Source organism: Pseudomonas sp. Sample_10 (assembly GCF_004321495.1).
Lineage (GTDB): Bacteria > Pseudomonadota > Gammaproteobacteria > Pseudomonadales > Pseudomonadaceae > Aquipseudomonas.
The window spans coordinates 219,033-243,067 of record NZ_RCOE01000063.1; the positions used below are offsets into that span (position 1 = coordinate 219,033).

Consider the following 24,035-nt stretch of genomic DNA (forward strand, 5'->3'; position numbering starts at 1 on the left):
ATGCCGTTACGGACCCTTGAGACCTGGCCCCACGGCGCAATCAAGCTGGACGCAGAACAAACGCGATTCGCGTTGTGGGCGCCAGATGCGTTTTACGTCAGTGTCGAATTGGAAAATGGACAATCCTTGCCGTTGATGCCCCAGGCCGACGGCTGGTTCGTGATCAACACCCGTTGCCCGGCGGGAACTCGCTATCGCTACAACATCGATGGCGAGATAGAGGTGCCTGACCCGGCCTCCCGTGCCCAGTCTGGTGATATCGACCAACCCAGCGTGGTGGTCGATCCGCTGGCTTATCAATGGCAGAACAGCGCCTGGCAGGGGCGACCGTGGCACGAAGCGGTGATCTACGAGTTGCACGTAGGTCTGCTCGGCGGCTTTGAGGCGGTCGAGCAGCATCTGTCGCGGCTGGTCGAGCTGGGCGTGACCGCGATCGAATTGATGCCTATCGCGCAATTTCCCGGAGCGCGCAATTGGGGTTACGACGGCGTGTTGCCGTACGCGCCGCAAGCTTCATACGGTACGCCCGAACAACTCAAGCACTTGATCGACACGGCCCACGGCCATGGTCTGGCGGTGATTCTCGACGTGGTCTACAACCACTTCGGGCCGGACGGCAATTACCTGCATCGCTACGCCAAAAGCTTCTTCCGCGAGGACAAGCACACGCCGTGGGGCGCGGCGATCGACTTCCGGCGGCGCGAGGTGCGGGATTTCTTCATCGACAACGCCTTGATGTGGTTGATGGAGTACCGCTTCGACGGTTTGCGCCTGGACGCGGTGCATGCCATAGAGGACCCGGACTTTCTCCAGGAGCTTGCTCAACGGGTGCGCCAGCAGACGGACCCCGCGCGACATATCTGGCTTACCGTGGAAAACGAACACAATCAGTCGAGCCTGTTGGAAAAAGGCTACGACGCGCAGTGGAACGACGATGGCCACAATGCGCTGCACGTGCTGCTGACCGGCGAAACCGACGCTTATTACGTCGATTACGCGAACAATCCTACGCAACAACTGGCCCGCTGCCTCAGCCAGGGTTTCGTGTTCCAGGGCCATATCAACCGCCATGGCGAACCCCGTGGCGAGCCCAGCGGTCATTTGCCGCCCAGCGCTTTCGTACTGTTCCTGCAGAACCATGACCAGATCGGCAACCGGGCATTCGGCGAGCGCCTGCACCAATTGGCCCATCCCGATGCACTGAAAGCTGCAACCGTATTGCTACTGCTTTCGCCGATGATTCCGCTGATGTTCATGGGCGAGGAATTCGCTGCGCAGCAGCCGTTTCTGTTTTTCACCAGTCATCACGGCGAGTTGGCACAGCTGGTACGTGAAGGAAGACGCAACGAGTTTGCTGCCTTCAGCGCCTTCGCCGATCCGCATAGACGCGAGCAGATTCCCGATCCCAACGACCCGCAGACCTTCAAAGCGTCACGGCCGAATCTGGCGCACAACCAGACTTCGCCGATGCACGCCTTGTATCGCCAGCTGTTGCAGATCCGCCACCAACAGATCATCCCGCGCCTGCCCGGCACCCAGGCCCTGGATGCCGACGTCCTGGGCGTCGGTGCAGTCAGCGCGTCCTGGCGGTTGGGCGACGGCAGTTTGTTGCACATTGACCTGAACCTAAGCGACACGCCTGTACTCCACACTGCGTCGGCCAGAACTTCGTTGCTGTTTGAACACCCGCCCCGGTCCGCCAGTTTGCTCGACCGAGGCACTCTGGCTCCGTATTGCGCGCTTGTCAGCCTCACGGCCGCAGCCCCTTTGCTACCCCCGATGGAGAGCGCCAATGAGTGATGCGCAACTGGAAATCCTTGCAAGCCGGGCGGGCCTGGCAGTCGACTGGATCGACGCCAATGGCCGCCCGCAAAAAGTCGCCCCCGCAGTGCTGCGCAATGTCCTCACCGGTCTTGGTCACCCGGCCGGAAGTGCCCAGGAAATCGACGCCAGCCTGCAAGAGCTGCAACAGGTACAAGACACCCTGCACCTGCCACCTTTGATGACCGTGGACGTCGGCAGCGGGCTCGACCTGGCCCGCTACTTCCAGCCGGAAACGCCCTGCGAAGTTCACTTGGAAGACGGCTCCCGCCTGCATCTGAAACTGGATGCCGAGGCGATTCTGCCTGGGTTGATCCCGGTGGGTTATCAGCACGTCACCATCGACGGACAAACCTTTACCCTGGCCGTGGCCCCTGAGCGCTGTTACAGCGTCGGCGATGCGGTCGACAGTCCGATCCCCCGCGCCTGGGGCCTGAGCGTTCAGTTATATGCCTTGCGACGAGCCGGCGATGGCGGATTCGGCGATACCCAGGCGCTGGAAGATCTGGCACGGGTCGCCGGTGAGCGCGGCGCCGAGGCCCTGGCGATCAGTCCGCTGCATGCGATGTTCAGCAACGATACCGAACGCTACAGTCCTTATTCGCCCTCCAGTCGTCTGTTTTTGAACAGTCTGTACTGCGCGCCGGGGAGCATTCTCGGCGAACGGGCCATGCGTGCCGCTATCGATGCCACCGGTCTGGGCGCCGAGCTCAAGGATCTTGAGGCGTTGCCGCTGATCGACTGGCCCGCCGCCGCGGCAGCCAAACACAAACTGTTGCAGGCGCTGTACGAAGGCTTCGTACAAGGCGAGCACCCGTTGCACGCCGACTTCAGCAGTTTCCGCCACGCCGGTGGCGAAGCCCTGGAAAACCATTGCCGCTTCGAGGCCATCCAGGAGACACGGGCCGCCAATGGAGAAAGCCTCGACTGGCGCCAGTGGCCGGAACAATGGCGCAATCCGCGCAGCGCCGCGCTGGCTGAGTTCGCTGAGGAGAATGCCGGACGCATCGGCTTCTTCGCCTTCTGCCAGTGGCTGATCACCCGCTGTCTGGAGCGTGCGCAAGCCGCTGCCCGCAGCAGTGGCATGAGCATCGGCCTGATCGCCGATCTGGCGGTGGGTGCCGATGGCGGTGGCAGCCAGGCCTGGAGCCGTCAGGATGAATTGCTTGCCGCGCTGACGGTCGGCGCTCCGCCGGACATTCTCAATCGCACGGGCCAAGGCTGGGGGATTTCGGCATTTTCGCCCGAAGGTCTGGTACGCAACGGCTTTCGTGCCTTCATCGAAATGTTGCGGGCCAATTTCGCCCACGCCGGCGGACTGCGAATCGACCACGTCATGGGCCTGCAACGTTTATGGGTCATCCCTAACGGCGCACCGCCTGCCGACGGCGCCTACCTTTACTACCCGATTGACGACTTGCTGCGTCTGTTGACGCTCGAATCCCATCGTCACAAGGCCATCGTCCTCGGCGAAGACCTGGGCACAGTGCCCGAGGGCCTGCGGGAAAAACTCAGCGCCCGCTCGATGCTGGGCATGCGTGTGTTGCTGTTTGAACAGGACAACACCCATTTCAAACCGATCCTCGACTGGCCGGACAATGCCCTGGCGACCACCAGCACCCACGACCTGCCGACCCTCAATGGCTGGTGGCATGGCCGCGACATCGACTGGAACGCCCGCCTCGGCCTGGTCGATGCCAGCGGCGAAATCGAATGGCGTCAACACCGCGAACGCGAGCGCGAAGGCTTGCGCCGGACACTGAGCCAGGACCCGCAGAATTTTCGCGAAGAGTCCCACGAGACCGATCAGGTGCTCGATGCCAGCGTGCGCTTCCTCGGCCACACCCGCGCGCCGCTGGTGTTGCTGCCGCTGGAAGATGCGCTGGGTATAGAACAGCAGGCCAACCTGCCCGGCACCATCGATACCCACCCAAACTGGTCGCGACGCCTGCCCGGTTACAGCGAAGCGCTGCTCGATAACGCCGACGCAGCCCGGCGTCTGGAACTGCTCGCTTGTGCGCGACTCCAGGCGGCCGAGCGTGACCAATGAATCAAGTGACGACGCTGCCCTTGCGGGCAACCCTGCGACTGCAATTCCATAAAGGCTTCACCCTGGACGATGCCGTGCCACTGGTGCCGTACTTCGCCCGCCTCGGGATCAGTCATGTGTATGCCTCGCCCTTGTTGAAAGCCCGCGCCGGCTCCATGCACGGCTACGACGTGGTCGACCCGACTTCGGTCAACCCGGAACTCGGCGGTGAGGCCGCATTGCGGCGCCTGGTCGACGCATTGCGCGGGCAAGGCATGGGGCTGATCCTCGACATCGTATCCAACCACATGGCTGTGGGGGGTTGCGACAACCCCTGGTGGCTGGATTTGCTGGAATGGGGACGCTTGAGCCCGTACGGCGAGTTCTTCGATATCCAATGGCACTCGCCCGATCCGTTGATGGAAGGCCAACTGCTGGTGCCATTTCTCGGCAGCGATTATGGCGTGGCCCTGCAGGACGGCACACTGCCCCTGCGCTTCGATGCGCAGAACGGTGCCTTTCATGTCGAGCATTACGACCACCACTTTCCGATTTGCCCGATGCATTACGGCGAACTGCTCAAGTCGGACAACGAGCTGCTCAAACAGCTGGCGGACCACTTCAGCACCTTGAGCTATCAGACTGACGCCCACAGTCTGGCGGGTCCATTGAAGGATCAATTGCGCGAACTGGCCAGCGACCCCGCGATTCTGCAAGCCATCGAGCACAACCTCAAAGCCTACGATTCGCTGGCCCCTGAAGGCTTCCAACGCTTGCACGATCTGCTGGAACGGCAGAGTTATCGCCTCGCCAGTTGGCGTACCGCCGCAGACGACATCAACTGGCGGCGTTTTTTCGATGTCAATGAGTTGGGTGGTTTGCGGGTGGAGCGTCCAGCGGTGTTCGAGGCGACCCACGCGAAGATTTTCCAATTGGTGGCTGAAGGGCTGATCGACGGTTTGCGCATCGATCACATTGACGGTCTGGCCGACCCGCGCGGCTACTGCCGCAAACTGCGGCGGCGGGTCGACAGCCTGTCAGCGAGCCGCCACTTGCCGATCTACGTCGAGAAGATCCTTGGCAACGGTGAAACCTTGCGCCGTGATTGGTGGGTGGATGGCACCACCGGCTATGAATTCATGAATCAGTTGTCACTGCTGCAACACGATCCCGACGGGCAAACCACCTTGGGTGAAGTCTGGCACCGCTACAGCGAACGCCCGGCCGACTTCCGCCAGGAAGCACAACTGGCCCGTCAGCAGATTCTCAACGGTTCACTGGCCGGCGATTTCGAAAGCGTGGCCCAGGCCTTGCTGCAGGTGGCCCGCGATGACCTCATGACCCGCGATTTGACGCTGGGCGCGATCCGTCGCGCCTTGCAGGAACTGATCGTGCATTTTTCGGTGTACCGCACTTATATCAGCGCCCTCGGTAGATCAGCCCAGGACGAGGTGTTTTTCCAGCAGGCCATGGACGGTGCCCGCCAAACCCTGGGCGAAGCCGACTGGCCGGTGCTCGATTGCCTGGCTAAATGGTTGGGCGGTGAAACCTGGCGCGAACGCCCCGCCGGCCGCCTGCGCAAGCGCCTCAAGCATGCTTGCGTACGTTTCCAGCAGCTGACTTCACCCGCCGCCGCGAAGGCCGTGGAAGACACGGCGTTCTATCGCTCCGCGGTGTTGCTGTCACGCAATGACGTCGGTTTCAACACCGAGCAATTCAGTGCGCCGGTGGCTGATTTCCATGAGGCCTGCCTCAAGCGCTTAGAACTGTTTCCCGACAACCTGCTCGCCACCGCGACCCACGATCACAAGCGCGGTGAAGATACGCGCGCGCGCCTGGCGATCTTGAGTGAGCGCAGTAAATGGTACGTCGAACAGATCGGCCTTTGGCGCGCCCTCGCCCGGCCATTGCGCGACGATGACCAGATGCCGTCTGCCGGTGACGAGTTGATTCTTTATCAGGCACTGCTTGGCAGTTGGCCGCTCGATTTGCAGGCCGATGACCCATCGGCGCTTGAAGCCTACGCCGCGCGTGTCAGCCAATGGCAACGCAAAGCCCTGCGCGAAGCCAAGTTGCAAAGTAGCTGGAGTGCACCCAACGATGCTTACGAACAAGCCAGCGAAAACTTCACCCGGCGCCTGCTGCTGAGCCCGGAGGGTGACCTGCTGCGCAGCGCCCTTGGCAAGGTGGCCCGGGCCATCGCCGTGCCCGGCGCCCTCAATGGATTGGCGCAAACCTTGCTGCGCATGACCGTGCCTGGGGTGCCGGATCTCTATCAGGGCGACGAGTTCTGGGACTTCAGCCTGGTTGATCCGGACAACCGTCGCCCGGTGGATTACGCCAGCCGCCAACAGGCCTTGTCGCAACCATTGGATCTGCCTGATCTGTTGCAACACTGGCATGACGGGCGCATCAAGCAAGCCTTGATCGCACAGACCCTGAACCTGCGTGCCGAGCATGCCGAACTGTTTCGCCACGGCACCTACCAGGCACTCGATGTCGTCGGCAACCAGGCACATAGAGTGCTTGGGTTTGTTCGCCAATGGGAGGGAAAACGCGCCATCGTCATCGTGCCAATCCGCTGTGCGCCGCTGCTGGAAAACAGTGCCGTACCGCACGTGGATGCGCCGCAGTGGGGCGATACCCGCATCAGTCTGCCGTTCACTACCGCTGAGGAAAATCTGAAGGGACTTTTTTCTGGCGTCGCAGTCACAAAAAACAGGGAGCTGATGATCAGCGCCGCGCTGGGGGATTTCCCGGTCAATCTCTTTATCCAAACTACCGACACTTGAGTTCAGTGCAGGAGCATAGCGATGAGTACCGACGATAAACGCATCCGCGAGTTTGCCTATCAGATCTGGGAGTCAGAAGGAAAACCTGAAGGTCAGGAAGCCCGGCACTGGGAAATGGCTCGCAAGTTGGCCGAGGCCGAAGCCCTTGCGCCGAAAAAGCCGGCAAAGGCGCCGGCGAGCAAATCCACCGTCAGCAAGACGGCCAATGGCAAGGCTGGCGAGGTCAAGGTGACGGCGCCCAAGGCCAAAACCAAACCGGCTGCGGCGTCCTCCGTCATTCCTCCCGGGGAAAAAGCCGCCGAGAAAAAGCCTCGCGCAGCACGAAAACCGCCTGCGGTCTGACGTTTCCGCTGTTGCCCTGAATGAACATGTGGCGAGCCTGCTCGTCACAACGGGCTCACTCGCCCGCAAAAAACACGCCGATTTCCCTCCATTGCAGGAGCATTTATGACCCGACCAAAAAAAGACACGCCAGCACCCCGTGCCGAGCCCTCGCGTATCCGTGAGGGTCTGCCCTTTCCGCTGGGTGCGACCTGGGATGGTCTGGGGGTCAACTTTGCCTTGTTTTCCGCCAACGCCACCAAGGTCGAACTGTGCATTTTCGATGATGCCGGGGAAGTGGAACTGGAACGCATCGAACTGCCGGAATACACCGATGAGATCTACCACGGTTACTTGCCTGACGCCCATCCGGGGTTGATCTATGGCTACCGTGTCTACGGTCCTTACGACCCCGCAAACGGGCATCGCTTCAATCACAACAAGTTGCTGATCGACCCCTACGCCAAACAACTGGTGGGCAAACTCAAGTGGTCCGAAGCACTGTTCGGCTACACCATTGGCCACCCCGACGCCGACCTCAGTTTCGATGAGCGCGACAGCGCGCCCTTCGTACCCAAATGCAAAGTCATCGACCCGGCGCACACCTGGGGTCACGACCACCGCGTCAGCGTGCCTTGGGACAAGACGATCATTTACGAGACACATGTGCGCGGCATCAGCATGCGCCACCCTGGCGTTGCGGAAAACCTGCGCGGCACCTTCGCCGGCTTGATGGTCGACGACGTGCTGGAACACATTCGCAAACTCGGCGTATCGACCGTGGAGCTGTTGCCGATCCATGCCTTCGTCAACGACCAGCACCTGCTGCACAAGGGCATGACCAATTACTGGGGCTACAACAGCATCGCCTTCTTCGCCCCCGACCCGCGCTACCTGGCCAGCGGCAAGATCGCCGAGTTCAAGGAAATGGTCGCGCACCTGCACGAAGCCAACCTGGAAGTGATCCTCGACGTGGTCTACAACCACACCGCCGAGGGCAACGAACAAGGCCCGACCCTGTCCATGCGTGGTATCGACAACGCCTCTTATTACCGCTTGATGCCCGACGACAAACGCTTCTACATCAACGACTCCGGTACCGGCAACACCCTCGACCTGAGCCACCCATGCGTGCTGCAAATGGTCACCGACTCGTTGCGGTATTGGGCCACGGAAATGCACGTCGACGGCTTCCGTTTTGACCTGGCGACCATTCTCGGGCGTTACCACGACGGTTTCGACGAACGTCACAGTTTCCTCGTGGCCTGCCGCCAGGACCCGGTGTTGCGCCAGGTGAAAATGATTGCCGAGCCTTGGGACTGCGGCCCCGGTGGTTATCAGGTCGGCAATTTCCCGCCCGGTTGGGTTGAGTGGAATGACAAGTTTCGCGACACCGTGCGAGCGTTCTGGAAAGGCGACGATGGCCAATTGGCTGACTTCGCCAGTCGCATGACCGCTTCCGGCGAGATGTTCAATCAGCGCGGTCGACGGCCGTATTCATCGGTGAACTTCATCACCGCCCACGACGGCTTCACCCTCAATGACCTGGTGTCCTACAACGACAAGCACAACGAAGCCAACGACGAAAACAATCAGGACGGCAGCAATAACAACCTGTCCTGGAACCACGGCGTCGAAGGCCCGACCGACGATCCGCAAATCAACGAACTGCGCCTTCGGCAGATGCGTAACTTTTTCGCCACGCTCCTGCTCGCCCAAGGCACGCCGATGCTGGTGGCCGGCGACGAGTTCGCTCGCACCCAGGACGGCAACAACAACGCCTACTGCCAGGACAGCGAAATCGGCTGGGTCAATTGGGACCTCAGCGAAGACGGCAAGGCGCTGCTCAAGTTCGTCAAACGCCTGATCAAATTGCGCCTGGCTTACCCGATCCTGCGTCGCGGGCGTTTTCTGGTGGGCAATTACAACGAGGACATCGGTGTCAAGGACGTGACCTGGCTGGCGGCGGACGGCAGCGAAATGACCACCGAACATTGGCACGATGCGCACAATCGCTGCCTGGGCATGCTGCTCGATGGTCGTGCACAGGAAACCGGCATTCGCCGTAAAGGGGCCGACGCGACACTGCTGCTGGTGGTCAATGCCCATCACGACATCGTCAACTTCCTGTTGCCGGAAGTGCCTGACGGCGGCTTCTGGACCTGCATGATCGACACCAATCAGCCATCGATACGCGGCCAGGAGCGATTCGAGTTCGGCCACGAGTATTCGGTCACTGGCCGCTCGCTGCTGCTGTTCGAGTTACAACATGAACAAGAGGACTAAACAATTTGCAACGTACCGGTCAGCTAAAAAAATGCCGCTGGAGGGCCTCGGACGCGACGAATAACGTTACATGAGCAATACTCGGTGCGCGGCATTTCAGGGTTCGTAATGCCGCGATCGTTATCAATCCGCCCTCACGGGTCTGCCGTGCTTGCCTGTCGCAGCATCGCGCACGACTGAAGGCGACATGAAACAAGGACGTAATCCCATGAAACCTGTTTCCATCAACGAAAGCAGCCTGCCAGCACAGATCTGGAACAGCGCCCTGCAACTGGACAACGTTCCGGTCATCAGCACCCAATCCCTGGTCCCGCCCGGCGCCCGCGTGGTGGTAATTGCCCCACATCCCGGCGACGAAGTGGTGACCTGCGGCGGTCTGTTGCAACTGCTCAGCAATATGGGTCATCCCTTGCAATTGATCTCGGTTACCGACGGCAGTGCCAGTCACCCGGGGTCGCAGCAGTGGTCGGAAAAACGCCTGAGTGTGTTCCGCGCCCAGGAAAGTGTCGAAGCCCTGCGCCGGCTCGGCTTGCCGATGCACAGCCTGAAATGGATTCGCGGCGGCTTCACCGACAACGCCCTGGCCGAGCACGAACTGGAGTTGACCCGTTTCATCGCCCGTTACCTGCGCCCCGGCGACGTGGTGTTCAGCACCTGGGCCGCAGACGGCAACAGCGACCATGACGCCGTGGGCCGAGCCAGCGCCCAGGCGTCGGCGATCGCCGGCGCGACGTTCAACGAAGTACCCGTCTGGGCGTGGCACTGGCCAGCGCGGGATCGCGAACTGATCCCGTGGCATCGCGCTCGCAAACTGCGTCTGGACACCTGGACGGTTGCGCGTAAAAGCCACGCCACCCACGCTTACGCCAGCCAACTGGACGGCGAGCCCGCCATCGGCATCGCTCCGCCCTTGCCCCGCGTGCTGCTGGAGCGAATGCGCTTGCCCTATGAAATCGTCTTTGTCTGAACGGATCATCCCGTGCCAAGACTTCACGGGTATCGATCCTGCAATCGCTCAAACTGAACTGCCCGGCGGCGCATCAGTCGCATACATATGCCACACGGATTCAGAGGAGTGATCGTGACCACCCATTCCAAGTCGCAGACGGCCGAATCGGTGCCGTTGACCAGTCCCCCGGCCATTCATCGCTTGCGTGTATTGACGGTCAACACGCACAAAGGCTTCACCGCCCTCAACCGCCGCTTCATCCTGCCGGAACTGCGAGAGGCGGTACGCAGTACTTCGGCGGACCTGGTGTTTCTCCAGGAAGTCGTCGGCGAGCATGACGGCCATTCCACCCGTTACCACAATTGGCCACAGACCTCGCAATACGAGTTTCTCGCGGACAGCATGTGGAGCGATTTTGCCTACGGCCGCAACGCGGTCTACCCCGATGGCCACCACGGTAACGCCCTGTTGTCGAAATACCCGATTCGCGAATACCGCAACCTCGACGTTTCCATCACCGGTCCGGAACGTCGCGGCTTGCTGCACTGCGTGCTCGATGTGCCCGGCCACGCTGAAGTCCACGCGATCTGCGTGCATCTGAGTCTTCTGGAAAGCCATCGTCAGTTGCAGTTGCAGTTGCTTTGCCAATTGCTTGAATCGTTGCCAGACAAGGCACCGGTGATCATCGCTGGCGATTTCAACGACTGGCAATTGCAAGGCAACGCCGCCCTCGCCCGCCGCGACTATCTGCACGAAGCCTTCGAGCGGCACCACGGCCGCCCGGCCAAGACCTACCCGGCACGTTTCCCTCTGCTGCGGCTGGACCGTATCTATCTGCGCAATGCCAGCAGCCACGACCCGAAAATTCTTGGCAGCAAGCCCTGGACGCATCTGTCAGACCATTTGCCGCTGGCGGTGGAAGTCCACTTGTGACCCGCTGATGTGTTCCTCGAGGGTTGAATCATTCGTCCGACCTGTCATTTGTGACAGTAGCCGTGCGCTCAGGCGGCTGTTACGGTCGTGTCGTCCGGATTCATTCGATGCGAGGGATTTGCATGACATTGGCTGCCGATCTGCCCAAATACCGTTACAGCGCCTGTGCCTTTTCCATCTGGCTGCTCCTCGGATGGCCCCATCCCGCCCAGGCAGCTTGTGTCCTTACTCCTACCGCCGGTGACGATACTCATTTGTGCGACAGTGGCATTGGCGGCCCACTGAGCGATCTGGCCGGCAATAACACGTTGAACCTTCCCGCCAACGGCAGCGCAACGATCAATGGCAACGTTACATTCGGGGCCGGTAGCGACACCGTCAACATGGATTCCGGTCGGATTGTCGGCAGCGTCGATCAGGGCGATGGCGCAGATTTCTTCAACATCAGCGCCGGACAAGTGACCGGAGCCGTCAATCAAGGGAGCGGCATCGACAATTTCACCATGACCGGTGGCACGATCCAGTCACTGGCCCAAGGTGACAACCGCGACTTTTTCCTGATGACCGGCGGCACGATCACGGGTGCCTTCGAGGACGGTGATACCGCGAAGATGACCAGTGGAACCATCGGCCGGGTCGACATGAAGCTCGACAACAATCTGTTCGACATGTCTGGGGGGCAAATCATCGGTAACCTGGTCACCGGGTTCGGCACCGACACCATCATCGTCTCGGGCGGCCGGATTGGCGGCAACATCAGCGTCAGCGGCGGCAACGACAGCATTACCGTGACGGGCGGCGAAATCGTCGGCGACATCCGCACCAGCACCGGCGATGACACGTTTGTCTGGGACGGTGGTGGCATTATCCGTTCGCAGATTTTGATGGAGGCTGGCAACGACCGCGCAACCCTGCGCAATCTGTTGGAGAGCTCCCTGTCCCTGACCCCGGGCCTCAACGGTGGCACCGACAACGACGTGCTGACCTTTGACCGCACCACCACTGCGGGCGCCGCGCGTTACGCAAATTGGGAAACGATCAACCTGAGCAACGGCTCGCAAATCAATGTCGACGGTAGTTTCGTGCTCGGCGACAACGCCAGTGGCAGCGGCGTGTTCAACATTGACGGCAGCAGCGTCATCACATCTGCCCAAGGCAGCATTACGCCATTTACTGCCGGCCAGCGCGCCACGTTGAACAACGCCGGGATCATCGACCTCAGCAGTGGCAACAGCCGAACCAGCGACACCCTGACCGTGCAGGGCAACTACGCAGGCAATGGCGGCCAGTTGTTTGTGCAAAGCGTACTCGGCGGCGACAACTCGCCCAGCGACAAACTGGTGGTCAATGACGGTACCTTGACCGGCACGACTGCCATCACTGTCAGCAACCTGGAGGGCGCAGGTGCAGAAACCCTGCAAAACGGCATTCAACTGGTTCAGGCCCAAGGCACCGCTGTCAGCAACAATGATGCCTTCAGCCTGAAGACACCGGTGTCGGCAGGTGCGTTCGATTACGTCCTGTACAAGGGCGGCGTAACGGTTGGCAGCGAAAACAGTTGGTACTTGCGGTCATCGGTGGTGGCAGCGCCACTGGTCGCGGTACCCAACCCCGACCCGACCCTGCCACCGATTCTGGTGCCGTTGATAGCCGCGCCAGTGGCTGCGGCCGGTAGTCCTTCGTTGCCTACTCCCGCACCCGGCGCCGCGCCCATTCCCCTGTATCGTCCGGAAGTGCCTGTATGGTCGGTGCTGCCACCTGCAGCGGCGCAGTTGACCCTGAACGCTCTCGGGACGTTTCACGATCGTCAGGGCGAGCAGCGCCTGCTGACCGAGACCGGCGCCTTCGGTGCGGGCTGGGGTCGGGTCTATGGCAAGAACTTCGAGCAGACCTGGGCCGGCACTGTGGCACCAAAACTCGACGGCTCGCTGAACGGTTTCCAGGTTGGCAATGACCTTTTCGGTTCGCAGTTGTCTGGCGGGCAAATCCAACGCAGTGGATTCTTCGTCGGCCACAGCCGCTTGCAGGGTGATGTCGACGGGTTCAACCAGGGCTTTGAAGACAAACGCGCCGGCAAGGTCGAGCTCGAGGGCGACAGCCTGGGTGCTTACTGGACACTGACCGATCCTGGCAATGCGTACCTCGATGCCGTGGCGATGTACACCTGGCTCGATGGAGACAGCCATTCCGAACGCGGCCTCAAGCTCGATAACGATGGACACGCCCTGAGCCTGTCCGTAGAGGCCGGTTATCCATTCCCGATAGCGAACGATTGGATCATTGAACCCCAGGCGCAGATCATCCATCAACGCATCGAACTCGACAGTCAGAACGACGGTGTCTCCGATGTGGAGTTCGATACCGACCCCTCCTGGACCGGCCGGCTCGGTGCGCGTCTCAAGGGGCACTACGACGTCAGCGGCCTACCGCTGGAACCCTATCTGCGGGCGAATCTGTGGCACACTTTTTCAGGCACCGACACGGTCACTTTTGCCAATACCACTGATATCGATACCGAGCAGCAAGTTTCATGGGCGGATCTTGGCGTCGGCGCAACTCTGTCGCTCGCACCCGGCGTCAGCGTGTACGGTAATATTGATTACAGCAGCAATGTAGACAGCAATCAGCAGCGAGGCATGGCTGGCAACCTGGGCTTCAGAGTGAGTTGGTAGGATCGAGCAAAGGCTCTATAGGGTGACTTTCTTGACGATTTTGCAATTAAACAAGTACTTAGAGACGCGCCATAAATCAGTCACTTATAAGACCTGAAATACCCCTACCACTTATCGGCCATTTTCTTGACGCAGTGGCGGCGGTCCACTTGACTTCACGTTACTACCCCCGGAAACACAATCAGGGGCAAGCCCCCAGGACACCCGCGCATACGGGCGGCCCCCGGCTTGCCCCACTCATTCGGTCGCCCCTCGTTCGGGGTAGGAGAGACGCCAAGGCAAGTACGGCACGCGATTGCAAGGTAGCCCGCCATGAGAACTTCATTCACCCAACAAGAGATCAAAATCACTTTTTGCACTGTCTCGAGTTCACTCCTGCTGTGCTCCTCCATGGAAGTACAGGCCCAACCGGCCGAGGAAGAGGCGACGCCGTGGTATCGCCAGGACATTCCCGCGCTTGCCTTGCCTGCTCTCACTACCACTTACCCCGGCCGATTCAGCCCCCATCCCGACATACGAAGTAGCCACGTCACCACCGAAGACGCAACGCCCTATGCCTGGGATCAGATTTACGGGCAGACCTCGCGCCAGGCGCAAACCGATGCCCTCGCCCAAGGCTTTACCTACGTCGGCTCAGGCGAACTCAAAAGCCCGGCGATCCTCACATTGCAGAGCAACAGCGGCCATACCCAACGGGTCGGCCTGATCGGCGGCATCAGTCAGATCCAGGGCAACAGCAATGGCTTGTTGACCAACCGTGGCATGTCCGACCCGCACAGCGACACTCTCAATCTTCAAGGGCAAAGCCTGGGCGCTTACTACAGCCTGACCGGCCCACAAGGCTGGCACGTCGATCTGTCGGCCAGTGGCGGGCGGGTCAACGGTTTCAGCCGCAACGAACAAGGTGCGCGCCAGGCCACCGAAGGCAGCGCGTTGACGCTGTCGGTCGAAGGCGGGTTCCCGATTGGCATCAGCGAAAACTGGGTGGTCGAACCCCAGGCGCAGTTGATCAATCAGCGAATCACCCTGGACACGCCCTATGCCGGTTCGGGCAATGCGTCCTCGAGCGATCTGACGTCGTGGAGCGGACGGGTCGGTGCGAAATTGAAAGGTAGCTACGACATCAACGGCCTGCCGGTCGAACCTTATGTGCGAACCAACGTGTGGCACACGGTCTACACCGGCAATACCGTGACCCTTGATGAGGTCGACAAGATCAGCAGCAGCCGCAAATCGTCGACGGTCGAGTTGGGCCTGGGCTTGGTGGCACGGGTGACACCGGCGGTGAGCCTGTATGTCAGCGCCGACTACAGCAGTGATGTCGACGACAATGATTTGAACGGGATCATTGGCAGCCTGGGTGTGCGGATGCGGTGGTGAGGATCAGACCTCAAGAAATGCGTGGTTCAATCTGACGCCATCGCGGGCAAGCCCGCTCCCACAAGGATCACCACTGAACCTGTGGGAGCGGGCTTGCCCGCGATTGGAACGACGCAATTTCGGATCAGCCCTGCGGACTCAACATCAACACCGCCAACGGCGGCAAATTCAACACCAGCGACAGATTCTGCCCATGGCTCGAGATTTCCTCGGTGGACGTCCCACCGTTGTTGCCGTAGTTGGAACCGGCATAGGTTGCCGAATCACTGTTGAACAACTCGGTCCAGCGCCCGGCAAATGGTACGCCGATGCGATAAGCCTCGCGCGGTACCGGGGTGAAGTTGGCGACCACCAACACCGGCCGCCCCTCTTTGCTCCAGCGCAGCCACGCGTACACGCTGTTGATCGCATCGTCGCCGATCAACCATTGGAAGCCTTGCGGCACATCGTCCTGCTCATGCAGCGCCGGAATATCGCGGTACAGACGGTTAAGGTCACCGACCAGTTTCTGCACGCCTTTGTGTTCGGAATACTGCAGCAGGTACCAGTCCAGTTGCTGGTCGTGGTTCCACTCGCGCCACTGGCCGAACTCGCAGCCCATGAACAGCAGTTTCTTGCCCGGATGCGCCCACATGAAACTCAGGTAGGCTCGCAGGTTGGCGAACTTCTGCCAACGGTCGCCGGGCATCTTGTCGATCAGCGAATGCTTGCCATGCACCACTTCGTCATGGGAAATCGGCAGGATGAAGCGTTCTGACCAGGCATACACCAGGCCGAAGCTCAGTTCGTTATGGTGATGGGCGCGATACACCGGATCTTGCTGGATGTAATGCAGCGAATCGTGCATCCAGCCCATGTTCCATTTGTAGGCGAAGCCCAGTCCGCCCTGTTGCGTGCTCTGGCTGACACCCGGCCACGCCGTGGACTCTTCGGCAATCACCAATGCTCCGGGAGCCTCCAGCGCTACGACGTCGTTGAGGTGGCGCAGAAAGTCGATTGCCTCGAGGTTCTCCCGACCGCCATGGCGATTGGGCACCCACTCGCCCGCCTTGCGCGAATAATCGCGATAGAGCATCGACGCCACCGCATCCACCCGCAGGCCATCGACATGAAAATGCTTGAGCCAGTGCAGTGCTGAAGCGAGCATGTAGCCGTGCACTTCGGTGCGCCCGAGGTTGTAGATCAGCGTGTCCCAATCCTGGTGAAAGCCTTCCTGGGGGTTGCCGTACTCGTACAGCGCAGTGCCGTCGAATTGCGCCAGGCCATGGGTATCGGTCGGAAAATGCGCCGGCACCCAATCGAGAATCACGCCAATTTCCGCCTGGTGGCAGGCATTGACGAACGCTGCGAACTCGTCGCCCGTGCCGTAACGGGCACTGGTGGCGAATTGCGACAGCAACTGATAGCCCCAAGACCCGCCGAACGGGTGCTCCATGATCGGCATCAGTTCGATATGGGTGAAACCCAGTTCCTTGACATAGGGAATCAGCCGCTCAGCCAGTTCGGGCCAAGTGTACTGGCGGGCCACTTCACCCAGATCATCCAGTTCGCATTGCCAGGACCCGGCGTGCAGTTCGTAAATCGACAACGGCTCGCTCGGACGCTGGCGCTCGGCACGGGACAGCATCCAGTCCTGATCCTGCCAGTCGATCTGCAAGGGCGGAGCGACTTTCGAGGCGGTATCTGGCGGCAGGCTGGTGGCCAGCGCCATCGGGTCGGCCTTTAACGGCAGAATGCCGTCTTTGCCAAGAATTTCATATTTGTACGCCTCGCCCGCTTGCAGGCGCGGAATGAACAATTCCCAGACACCACTGGGATGGCGCAGGCGCATCGGATGGCGGCGCCCGTCCCAGACGTTGAAGTCCCCAACAACCGACACCCGTCGGGCATTCGGCGCCCACACTGCGAAACGCACGCCGTCGACGCCGTCCACAGTTTTCAGCTGCGCGCCGAGGCAACTGCTCAGGTCGCGGTGATTGCCTTCGGCGAACAGATACAAATCCATTTCGCCAAGCAGTGGACCAAAGCTGTATGGATCTTCGGCGGTTTGCTCGCCACCGGCCCAACGAGTGCGCAACAGATAGGGTTGCGCACGCTCGAAATGCCCGACGAACAGACCGGGGGTCTGGGTAACTTCAAGTTGACCGAGCTCTTCACCGGTTTCTCTGGCGACCACGTGTACGCTCAAGGCATCCGGGAGGTAGGCCCGGATGAACTGCCCACCGACGCCATCGCCGTGGGGGCCAAGAATGGCAAAGGGATCATGATGCTCGGCACGTACCAACGCGTCGATATCCCGCGCCCTGGGTAGCAGTGCTTCTTTGCGATGTTGACCCTGTTCCTTGTTCGAGAAACTCATGACTACTCTCCACCAAGATCGGAAAAGGGTTTAAGCCCACTCAATAATCCATATAAACCGTGCAACGGCACGGGCAACCAACCGGGGCGATTTTCCGCCTCGTAGGCCACTTCATACGCCGCCTTCTCCAGGCCGAACAACGCCAATGCGGCGTCCTCGCCTTCTGGATCTTGCCATGCATGGTCAAGCGTAGCTGCCGCCAGCCGATAAGCGTCGACAAATGCCTGCCTGGCTTCGGTCAAATAGCGAGTCGCTACGCGCTCGCGCGCGGCCTGGGCCTGCGCCGTGTTGTCGACGTTGTGCACGTTGATGGTCATGGCCGCTGCGTAATCGAAAGAACGCAGTACCCCGCTGACATCCTTGTACGGGCTGTGCTTGCCCCTTCGTTCATGCAGCGGTCGTGCCGGCTCGCCTTCGAAGTCGATCAGGTAGGCGTCCCCCTTGATCACCAGCACTTGCCCCAGGTGCAAGTCGCCATGCACGCGGATACGCAGGCCACCGGCGGTCTTTTTGGCCAGCGCCTGCACATGGGCGAGGATGGCCTTTTTGTTGTCCAGTAAACGGCTGACCAAGGTTTTGTCTGCCGGGTTCAGTTCGTTTTGATGCTGCTTGAGCAATTTCAGTGCGTGCTCGATTTGCGCAGCGACGTCCTTGGCCGACGCCAGCGCCTCTTTTGCCGTGGTGATCTGCGGTTCGAAGTCCGGGTTGTCGCCCGGTGCCGCCAGTACCTGATGCATTTCGCCCAGGCGCTGGCCGAGCATGCCGGCGAAATCCTTCAGCTCGCCGAGGGCGTTGTAATGCTGTTCCTGTTCCGACACAGCGTCCGCCAACTCATCGCGCAGTGCCCGTTCGAGGTTGTTCTGGGTCCATTCCCAGGCATCGCCCTGATTGCTCAAGTAGCCTTGGGCGATCATCAGCAGGTTGTCTTCGCCTGCGGCGTCCCGGCGAACCACCGCGCCCAACAGCGGCGAAATGTTGCTGAAGCCGGCGGCGGTCAGATAAGCGCTCATTTCCAGTTCCGGGTGCACGCCCGACGCCACCTTGCGGATCAGCTTCAATACCAGACTGTTGCCGACCACCACCGAACTGTTGGATTGCTCCGCCGACAGATACCGCACTTCGGATTCCGCCGTCAGGCCCAGCTTGGCCAGTTCGGCGGTCGGTTCGAAGCGGATCTCGCCACCGTCCGAAGGCAACACCATGTTGTTATGCATGCCCTGCAATACGGCGCGGACAAAGCTTTCCAGACTGAACGCATCGGTGATCAAGCCGACTTGAGGCCCTCGGCGCACCCGAGACAGCGCCAGTTGTTGAGGCAACGCCGCGCCTACCTGGTCTTCGGCGATGAAGCCGAACGGCAATTGATAGCGGCTGGTCTGGCCGCCGCTGGTGACTTCGATCTCACTCAACAACACCGGATGCTGAGCGTCACCAAACCGCACACCGTAAGCCAGCTCGACCTTGTCGATAGCCGCATCCTTGCCGGCAAACCAGCGACGATTCTGCAACCAGCTCGGCAGGATGCTCTGTTCCAGCGTGCCCCGTGATGGCGCTTCGAGCAGTTCTTCCATGCGTTTTTTCAGCACCAGCGTGGTGAAGTCCGGCAGGCTTTGCGCCGGCTCGACGTGCCAGCTGGGCATCTGGTTTTCGGCGGCAAGTCCGAACCAATAGAAACCGTAGGGCGCCAGGGTCAGGAGAAAATTCAACTGGCCGATCGGCGGAAAGGCATTGCCGCCAAGCATTTCCACCGGAACCATGCCAACGTAGGCCGACAGGTCCAGCTCCACCGCCTGAGCGCTGCGCGACACGTTGGCCACGCACAGAATGATTTCGTGCTTGCCGTCAGGCCCGGTGTATTCACGGGTGTAGGCCAATACGCGACGGTTGGTCGGCGAGAGCATTTTCAGCGTGCCACGACCAAACGCCTTGGATTGCTTGCGCACGGTCAGCATGCGTCGGGTCCAGTTCAACAACGAATGCGGGTCGCCGGCCTGGGTTTCGACATTGACCGACAAGTAGCCATATTGCGGGTCCATGATGGGCGGCAACACCAGGCTGGCCGGGTCGGCGCGAGAGAAACCACCGTTGCGGTCAATGGACCATTGCATCGGCGTGCGCACGCCGTCGCGGTCGCCGAGGTAGATGTTGTCGCCCATGCCGATTTCGTCGCCGTAATACAGGGTCGGCGTGCCAGGCATCGACAGCAGCAAACTGTTGAGCAGCTCCACCCGGCGGCGGTCACGTTCCATCAGCGGCGCCAGCCGGCGGCGAATCCCCAGGTTGATCCGCGCCCGACGGTCGGCCGCGTAGTAATTCCAGAGGTAATCGCGCTCTTTGTCGGTGACCATTTCCAGGGTCAGCTCATCGTGGTTGCGCAGGAAAATCGCCCATTGGCAGTTGGCCGGGATTTCCGGGGTCTGGCGCAGGATATCGGTGATCGGAAAGCGGTCTTCCTGGGCTAGCGCCATGTACATGCGCGGCATCAGCGGAAAGTGAAACGCCATGTGACATTCATCGCCGTTCAGGCCTTTCTTGTCGGTGTCGCCGAAATACAGCTGGGTGTCTTCCGGCCATTGATTGGCCTCGGCCAGCAACATGCGGTCGGGGTAATTGGCGTCGATTTCGGCGCGGATCTGTTTCAGCACATCGTGGGTTTCAGGAAGGTTTTCGTTGTTGGTGCCGTCACGCTCGATCAGGTACGGGATCGCGTCGAGGCGCAAACCGTCGATACCCATGTCCAGCCAGTAACGCATCACCGACAGCACGGCCTTCATGACCTGCGGGTTGTCGAAGTTCAAATCGGGCTGGTGCGAATAGAAGCGGTGCCAGAAGTACTGGCCGGCCACCGGGTCCCAAGTCCAATTGGACTTTTCGGTGTCGAGAAAAATGATGCGCGTGCCGTCGTACTTTTGATCGTCATCCGACCACACGTAGAAGTCCCGCGCCGCCGAGCCTTTCTTGGCCTTGCGGGCGCGCTGGAACCAGGCGTGCTGGTCGGAAGTGTGGTTGATGACCAGTTCGGTTATCACCCGCAGACCGCGCTTGTGTGCCTCGGCAATAAAGCGCTTGGCATCGGCCATGGTGCCGTAATCACTGTGGACACCGCGGTATTCGGCAATGTCATAGCCGTCGTCGCGGCGTGGTGAGGGATAGAACGGCAGCAGCCAGATGGTGTTGACGCCGAGTTCGGCGATGTAGTCGAGTTTGGCGATCAGGCCAGGAAAGTCGCCGATCCCGTCGTTATTGGAATCGAAATAAGATTTAACGTGTACTTGATAGATCACCGCGTCCTTGTACCAGAGCGGGTCCTTGATGAAGGTGGCTGCCTTGGGTTTCTTCGCCATTTGAAACTCCTGTTGAATACGAGAGAACTCCCTGAAGCAGATCGTTCCCACGCTCTGCGTGGGAATGCCTCAAGGGACGCTCTGCGTCCAGTGACGCGGAGCGTCACGGGCTGCATTCCCACGCGGAGCATGGGAACGATCATTTGCTAGACGGTAATCCGCCAGATCCCGAACGGCTGGTAGGCCGGGTCGATCCGCATGAATTGATATTTGCCATGCCAGGTCCAGCGATGGCCGTTCATCAGGTCCTCGCCCTGGGTAATGGCGTCGTCGGGCAGGCCCATTTCCCACAGCGGCAATTCAAAATTCGCCTCCTGGACGTTATGCGGATCAACGCTGACCGCTACCAGAATGAAATTGCTGCCATCGGCACTGCGCTTGCCGAAATACAAGATGTTGTCGTTCCAGGCGTTGTAGACCTTCAGGCCCAAATGCGTTTGCAATGCCGGGTTCTGCCGGCGGATGCGGTTGAGCTGGGCGATTTCGGCAATGATGTTGCCTGGGGCGGTGAAATCCCGTGGGCGGATTTCGTATTTTTCGGAGTCGAGGTACTCCTCTTTGCCCGGCACCGGTGCCGATTCGCACAGTTCAAAACCGGAATACATGCCCCACAAGCCAGAACCCATGGTCGCCAGCACAGCACGGATGAGAAAACCGGGGCGCCCGGATTCATGCAGGAATGCCGGATTGATGTCCGGTGTGTTAACGAAGAAATTCGGCCGGTAGCATTCGCGCCAGGGCGATTCATTGAGTTCAGTGAAATATGTCGCCAGTTCGGTCTTGGTATTGCGCCAGGTGAAATAGGTATAGCTCTGGGAGTAACCGACCTTGCCCAGTCGGGCCATCATCGCCGGCGTGGTAAACGCTTCGGCAAGGAAGATCACCTCGGGGTACAGGGCCCGTACATCGGCGATCAGCCATTGCCAGAACGGCAACGGTTTGGTGTGCGGGTTGTCCACGCGAAAAATTTTTACCCCCTCCTCGACCCAGCCCAGGACGATGTCGCGCAATTCGATCCAGAGGCTGGGAATCGCATCAGCGGCATAGAAATCGACGTTGACGATGTCCTGGTATTTTTTCGGCGGGTTCTCGGCGTATTTGATCGTGCCGTCGGGCCGCCAGTTGAACCAGCCCGGATGCTGCTTGAGCCATGGGTGGTCCTGGGAACACTGAATGGCAAAGTCGAGGGCGATTTCCAGGCCGTGCTCTGCGGCAGCGGCGACCAGTCGCCGGAAATCCTCGCGGGTACCCAATTGCGAATGGATCGCCTCGTGCCCGCCTTCTTCACTGCCAATGGCATAGGGGCTGCCGGGATCGTCAGGTCCGGCGGTCAGGGAATTGTTCGGCCCTTTGCGAAAGCTGCGACCGATCGGATGGATCGGCGGGAAGTACAACACGTCAAAGCCCATGTCCTGAATCATTGGCAGACGTGAGTGCACGTCATTAAAAGTGCCGTGGCGATGCGGATCGTCGGTGATCGAGCGCGGGAACAACTCATACCAACTGGCGAACTGTGCGAGTTCGCGCTCAACGTCTATCGGAAATTCAGCGCTCAGACTCAGGTAGGCACGATGATCGGCCTGAGCCATCAAGTCGGCGCTACGCTGGTGCAGGAACAATGCGACCTGCTCGGTTTCGAGCAGGCCCGACAATTCATGGTGCAACGCGGCGAGTTGTTCGCTCAGTTGCCCTTCACTGCGCTCGGCCGCTTGCTGGACGTGCAGGCGCCCTTCCTGTAACTCCAGGCTGACCGGCACTGCGGCGGCGTGTTTTTTCTCCAGCTCGTAGCGAAAACTGGCGAACTGATCGATCCAGGCTTCGATGCAAAACACATAACGGCCCTGACTCGGCACCCGAAAGCTGCCTTGCCAGCCGTTATTGCCCAAATCGGTCATGACTTCGCTTTGCCAGGTGTCATCACTTTCGGCCCGCCAGCGCACACGCACCGCCAGTTTGTCGTGACCGTCGGCGAACACTTTGCTGGTGACCACCACGTCCTGGCCCACAACGGCCTTGACCGCAAACTGGCCACCTTCGAGCGTCGGCATGGTGTTTTCAATGACAATGCGCGGCAGTAGCAGCGCTTGCGACAATGGCATGTGCGGGTTGTAGCTCAGTTCTGTCGGTTTTTCAGCCGTCATCGAGCATCTCTCCTTTACGCCCCATGGACGCTCAAGTGTCTGGTTGTCATCCCGTCGGGCCATCCGCCCGGCAATCAACTCACTTAGGTTCCGAGCAACCATCGCCGGGAAAAGTTCATCGGCATTTGGCCGGAATCAAATCCCTCAGTCGGTGGTCAACAACTTAAGCACGACTCACGCCATGTGCCACTGGAGGCAGGAACGATGAACAATCCATTCCCCGCTGAAACACCCGATCCGAACATCGACAACCCGGTAATACCGCCGAGCGACCCGCAACCGGTGCCCGAGCAAGACCCACCCGGAACGAACCCTCCTCCAAGGGAAGAACCACCGACGACCATGCCACCTGTCATCGTTACACCGGAATAACGACCAATCGCCGTTTACCTGCAGGAGCGAGCCTGCTCGCGATGATTATCAACAATGACGCGGGAAGCCTGATGCTCCGCGCAATACTCAGGACCAACGCGCCCAGGCTCGCTCCTTCCGTTAATTCTGTTGATCATTGTGGTCGTTGTTCTTCTCGAAGATTTTCACCACTCGGGGCATCGCGCTCAGAATCCCCAACGCCAGCAAAGTGCTGAGTACCGCCGTTGCTTCCCTCCCCAACCCGGCCGACACGCCAATGGCAGCGGTCATCCACAAACCGGCGGCGGTGGTCAGGCCTTTGACGTGACCTTCATCACCTTCCTCATTTTTCAGGATGGTGCCGGCGCAGAGAAAGCCGATCCCGGCGATCACACCCTGCATGACGCGGCTCATGGCATCGGCTTGCGAGCCGGACATCTGCGGTACCAGCACAAACAGCGCCGCACCGATGGCCACCAGCATGTGGGTACGAACGCCCGCTGCCTTGCCCTTGTGCTCACGTTCAAAACCGAGAATCCCGCCGAGCACCGCCGCCGTCACCAGGCGCACGGTAACGCGTGTCAGCTGTGACGCGTCGCCAATGTCGGCGAACTCCGCTTGCAGGGTCACCCAGACTTCATGCCACCAGGCATTCAT

General features: G+C 60.3%; 14 protein-coding genes. 10 read left to right on the plus strand and 4 right to left on the minus strand.

Annotation, left to right across the window (positions count from 1 at the left end):
• The 9 genes from treZ (at window position 1) to D8U18_RS06215 (ending at window position 15,183) form a co-directional block, all read left to right on the plus strand.
• Complete coding sequence (gene treZ, locus D8U18_RS06175) at window positions 1-1,800, plus strand: malto-oligosyltrehalose trehalohydrolase (RefSeq protein WP_131107275.1); 1,800 nt, start codon at window positions 1-3, stop codon at window positions 1,798-1,800.
• A complete protein-coding gene (gene malQ / locus D8U18_RS06180; RefSeq protein WP_056855480.1) occupies window positions 1,793-3,871 on the plus strand; it encodes a 4-alpha-glucanotransferase in 2,079 nt (692 codons plus the stop codon). Before treZ ends, malQ begins: the two co-directional genes overlap by 8 nt.
• A complete protein-coding gene (locus D8U18_RS06185; RefSeq protein WP_131107276.1) occupies window positions 3,868-6,642 on the plus strand; it encodes a malto-oligosyltrehalose synthase in 2,775 nt (924 codons plus the stop codon). The genes malQ and D8U18_RS06185 overlap by 4 nt, the downstream gene beginning before the upstream one ends.
• A 21-nt stretch (window positions 6,643-6,663) precedes the next feature.
• The gene (locus D8U18_RS06190; protein WP_056855482.1) at window positions 6,664-6,984 is read left to right on the plus strand and encodes a DUF2934 domain-containing protein; all 321 of its coding nucleotides are present in this window, start codon (window positions 6,664-6,666) and stop codon (window positions 6,982-6,984) included.
• A 105-nt stretch (window positions 6,985-7,089) separates the two neighbouring features.
• Window positions 7,090-9,249 (plus strand): glycogen debranching protein GlgX, encoded by a 2,160-nt coding sequence (gene glgX, locus D8U18_RS06195; protein ID WP_131107277.1) that lies wholly within the window; start codon window positions 7,090-7,092, stop codon window positions 9,247-9,249.
• Between the two features lie 208 nt (window positions 9,250-9,457).
• Window positions 9,458-10,216 carry a PIG-L family deacetylase gene (locus tag D8U18_RS06200; RefSeq protein WP_056855484.1) on the plus strand — a complete coding sequence of 253 codons (759 nt, stop codon included), beginning with the start codon at window positions 9,458-9,460 and terminating at the stop codon, window positions 10,214-10,216.
• A gap of 114 nt (window positions 10,217-10,330) precedes the next feature.
• The gene (locus D8U18_RS06205; RefSeq protein ID WP_056855599.1) at window positions 10,331-11,131 is read left to right on the plus strand and encodes an endonuclease/exonuclease/phosphatase family protein; all 801 of its coding nucleotides are present in this window, start codon (window positions 10,331-10,333) and stop codon (window positions 11,129-11,131) included.
• A gap of 122 nt (window positions 11,132-11,253) precedes the next feature.
• Window positions 11,254-13,803 carry an autotransporter outer membrane beta-barrel domain-containing protein gene (locus D8U18_RS06210; protein WP_131107278.1) on the plus strand — a complete coding sequence of 850 codons (2,550 nt, stop codon included), beginning with the start codon at window positions 11,254-11,256 and terminating at the stop codon, window positions 13,801-13,803.
• Window positions 13,804-14,115: 312 nt separating this feature from the next.
• A complete protein-coding gene (locus D8U18_RS06215) occupies window positions 14,116-15,183 on the plus strand; it encodes an autotransporter outer membrane beta-barrel domain-containing protein (protein ID WP_131107279.1) in 1,068 nt (355 codons plus the stop codon).
• 124 nt (window positions 15,184-15,307) lie between these two features.
• Here D8U18_RS06215 and glgB read toward each other — a convergent pair whose 3' ends face one another.
• The 3 genes from glgB to D8U18_RS06230 form a co-directional block, all read right to left on the minus strand.
• Window positions 15,308-17,542, minus strand: coding sequence for a 1,4-alpha-glucan branching protein GlgB (gene glgB, locus D8U18_RS06220; protein ID WP_131107280.1), 2,235 nt, complete (start codon window positions 17,540-17,542; stop codon window positions 15,308-15,310).
• Window positions 17,543-17,544: 2 nt separating this feature from the next.
• Window positions 17,545-20,886, minus strand: a complete 3,342-nt coding sequence (treS, locus tag D8U18_RS06225) for a maltose alpha-D-glucosyltransferase (RefSeq protein ID WP_131107281.1) — start codon at window positions 20,884-20,886, stop codon at window positions 17,545-17,547.
• A 146-nt stretch (window positions 20,887-21,032) separates the two neighbouring features.
• Entirely contained in the window at window positions 21,033-23,027 is a 1,995-nt protein-coding gene (locus D8U18_RS06230; protein ID WP_131107282.1) for an alpha-1,4-glucan--maltose-1-phosphate maltosyltransferase, read from the minus strand.
• A gap of 204 nt (window positions 23,028-23,231) precedes the next feature.
• On the opposite strand from D8U18_RS06230, the gene D8U18_RS28710 reads away from it, so the two are divergent.
• Complete coding sequence (locus D8U18_RS28710; protein WP_177336591.1) at window positions 23,232-23,399, plus strand: hypothetical protein; 168 nt, start codon at window positions 23,232-23,234, stop codon at window positions 23,397-23,399.
• Between the two features lie 120 nt (window positions 23,400-23,519).
• Here the strand turns inward: D8U18_RS28710 and D8U18_RS06235 are convergent, their stop codons facing one another.
• Complete coding sequence (locus D8U18_RS06235; RefSeq protein ID WP_056855490.1) at window positions 23,520-24,035, minus strand: MgtC/SapB family protein; 516 nt, start codon at window positions 24,033-24,035, stop codon at window positions 23,520-23,522.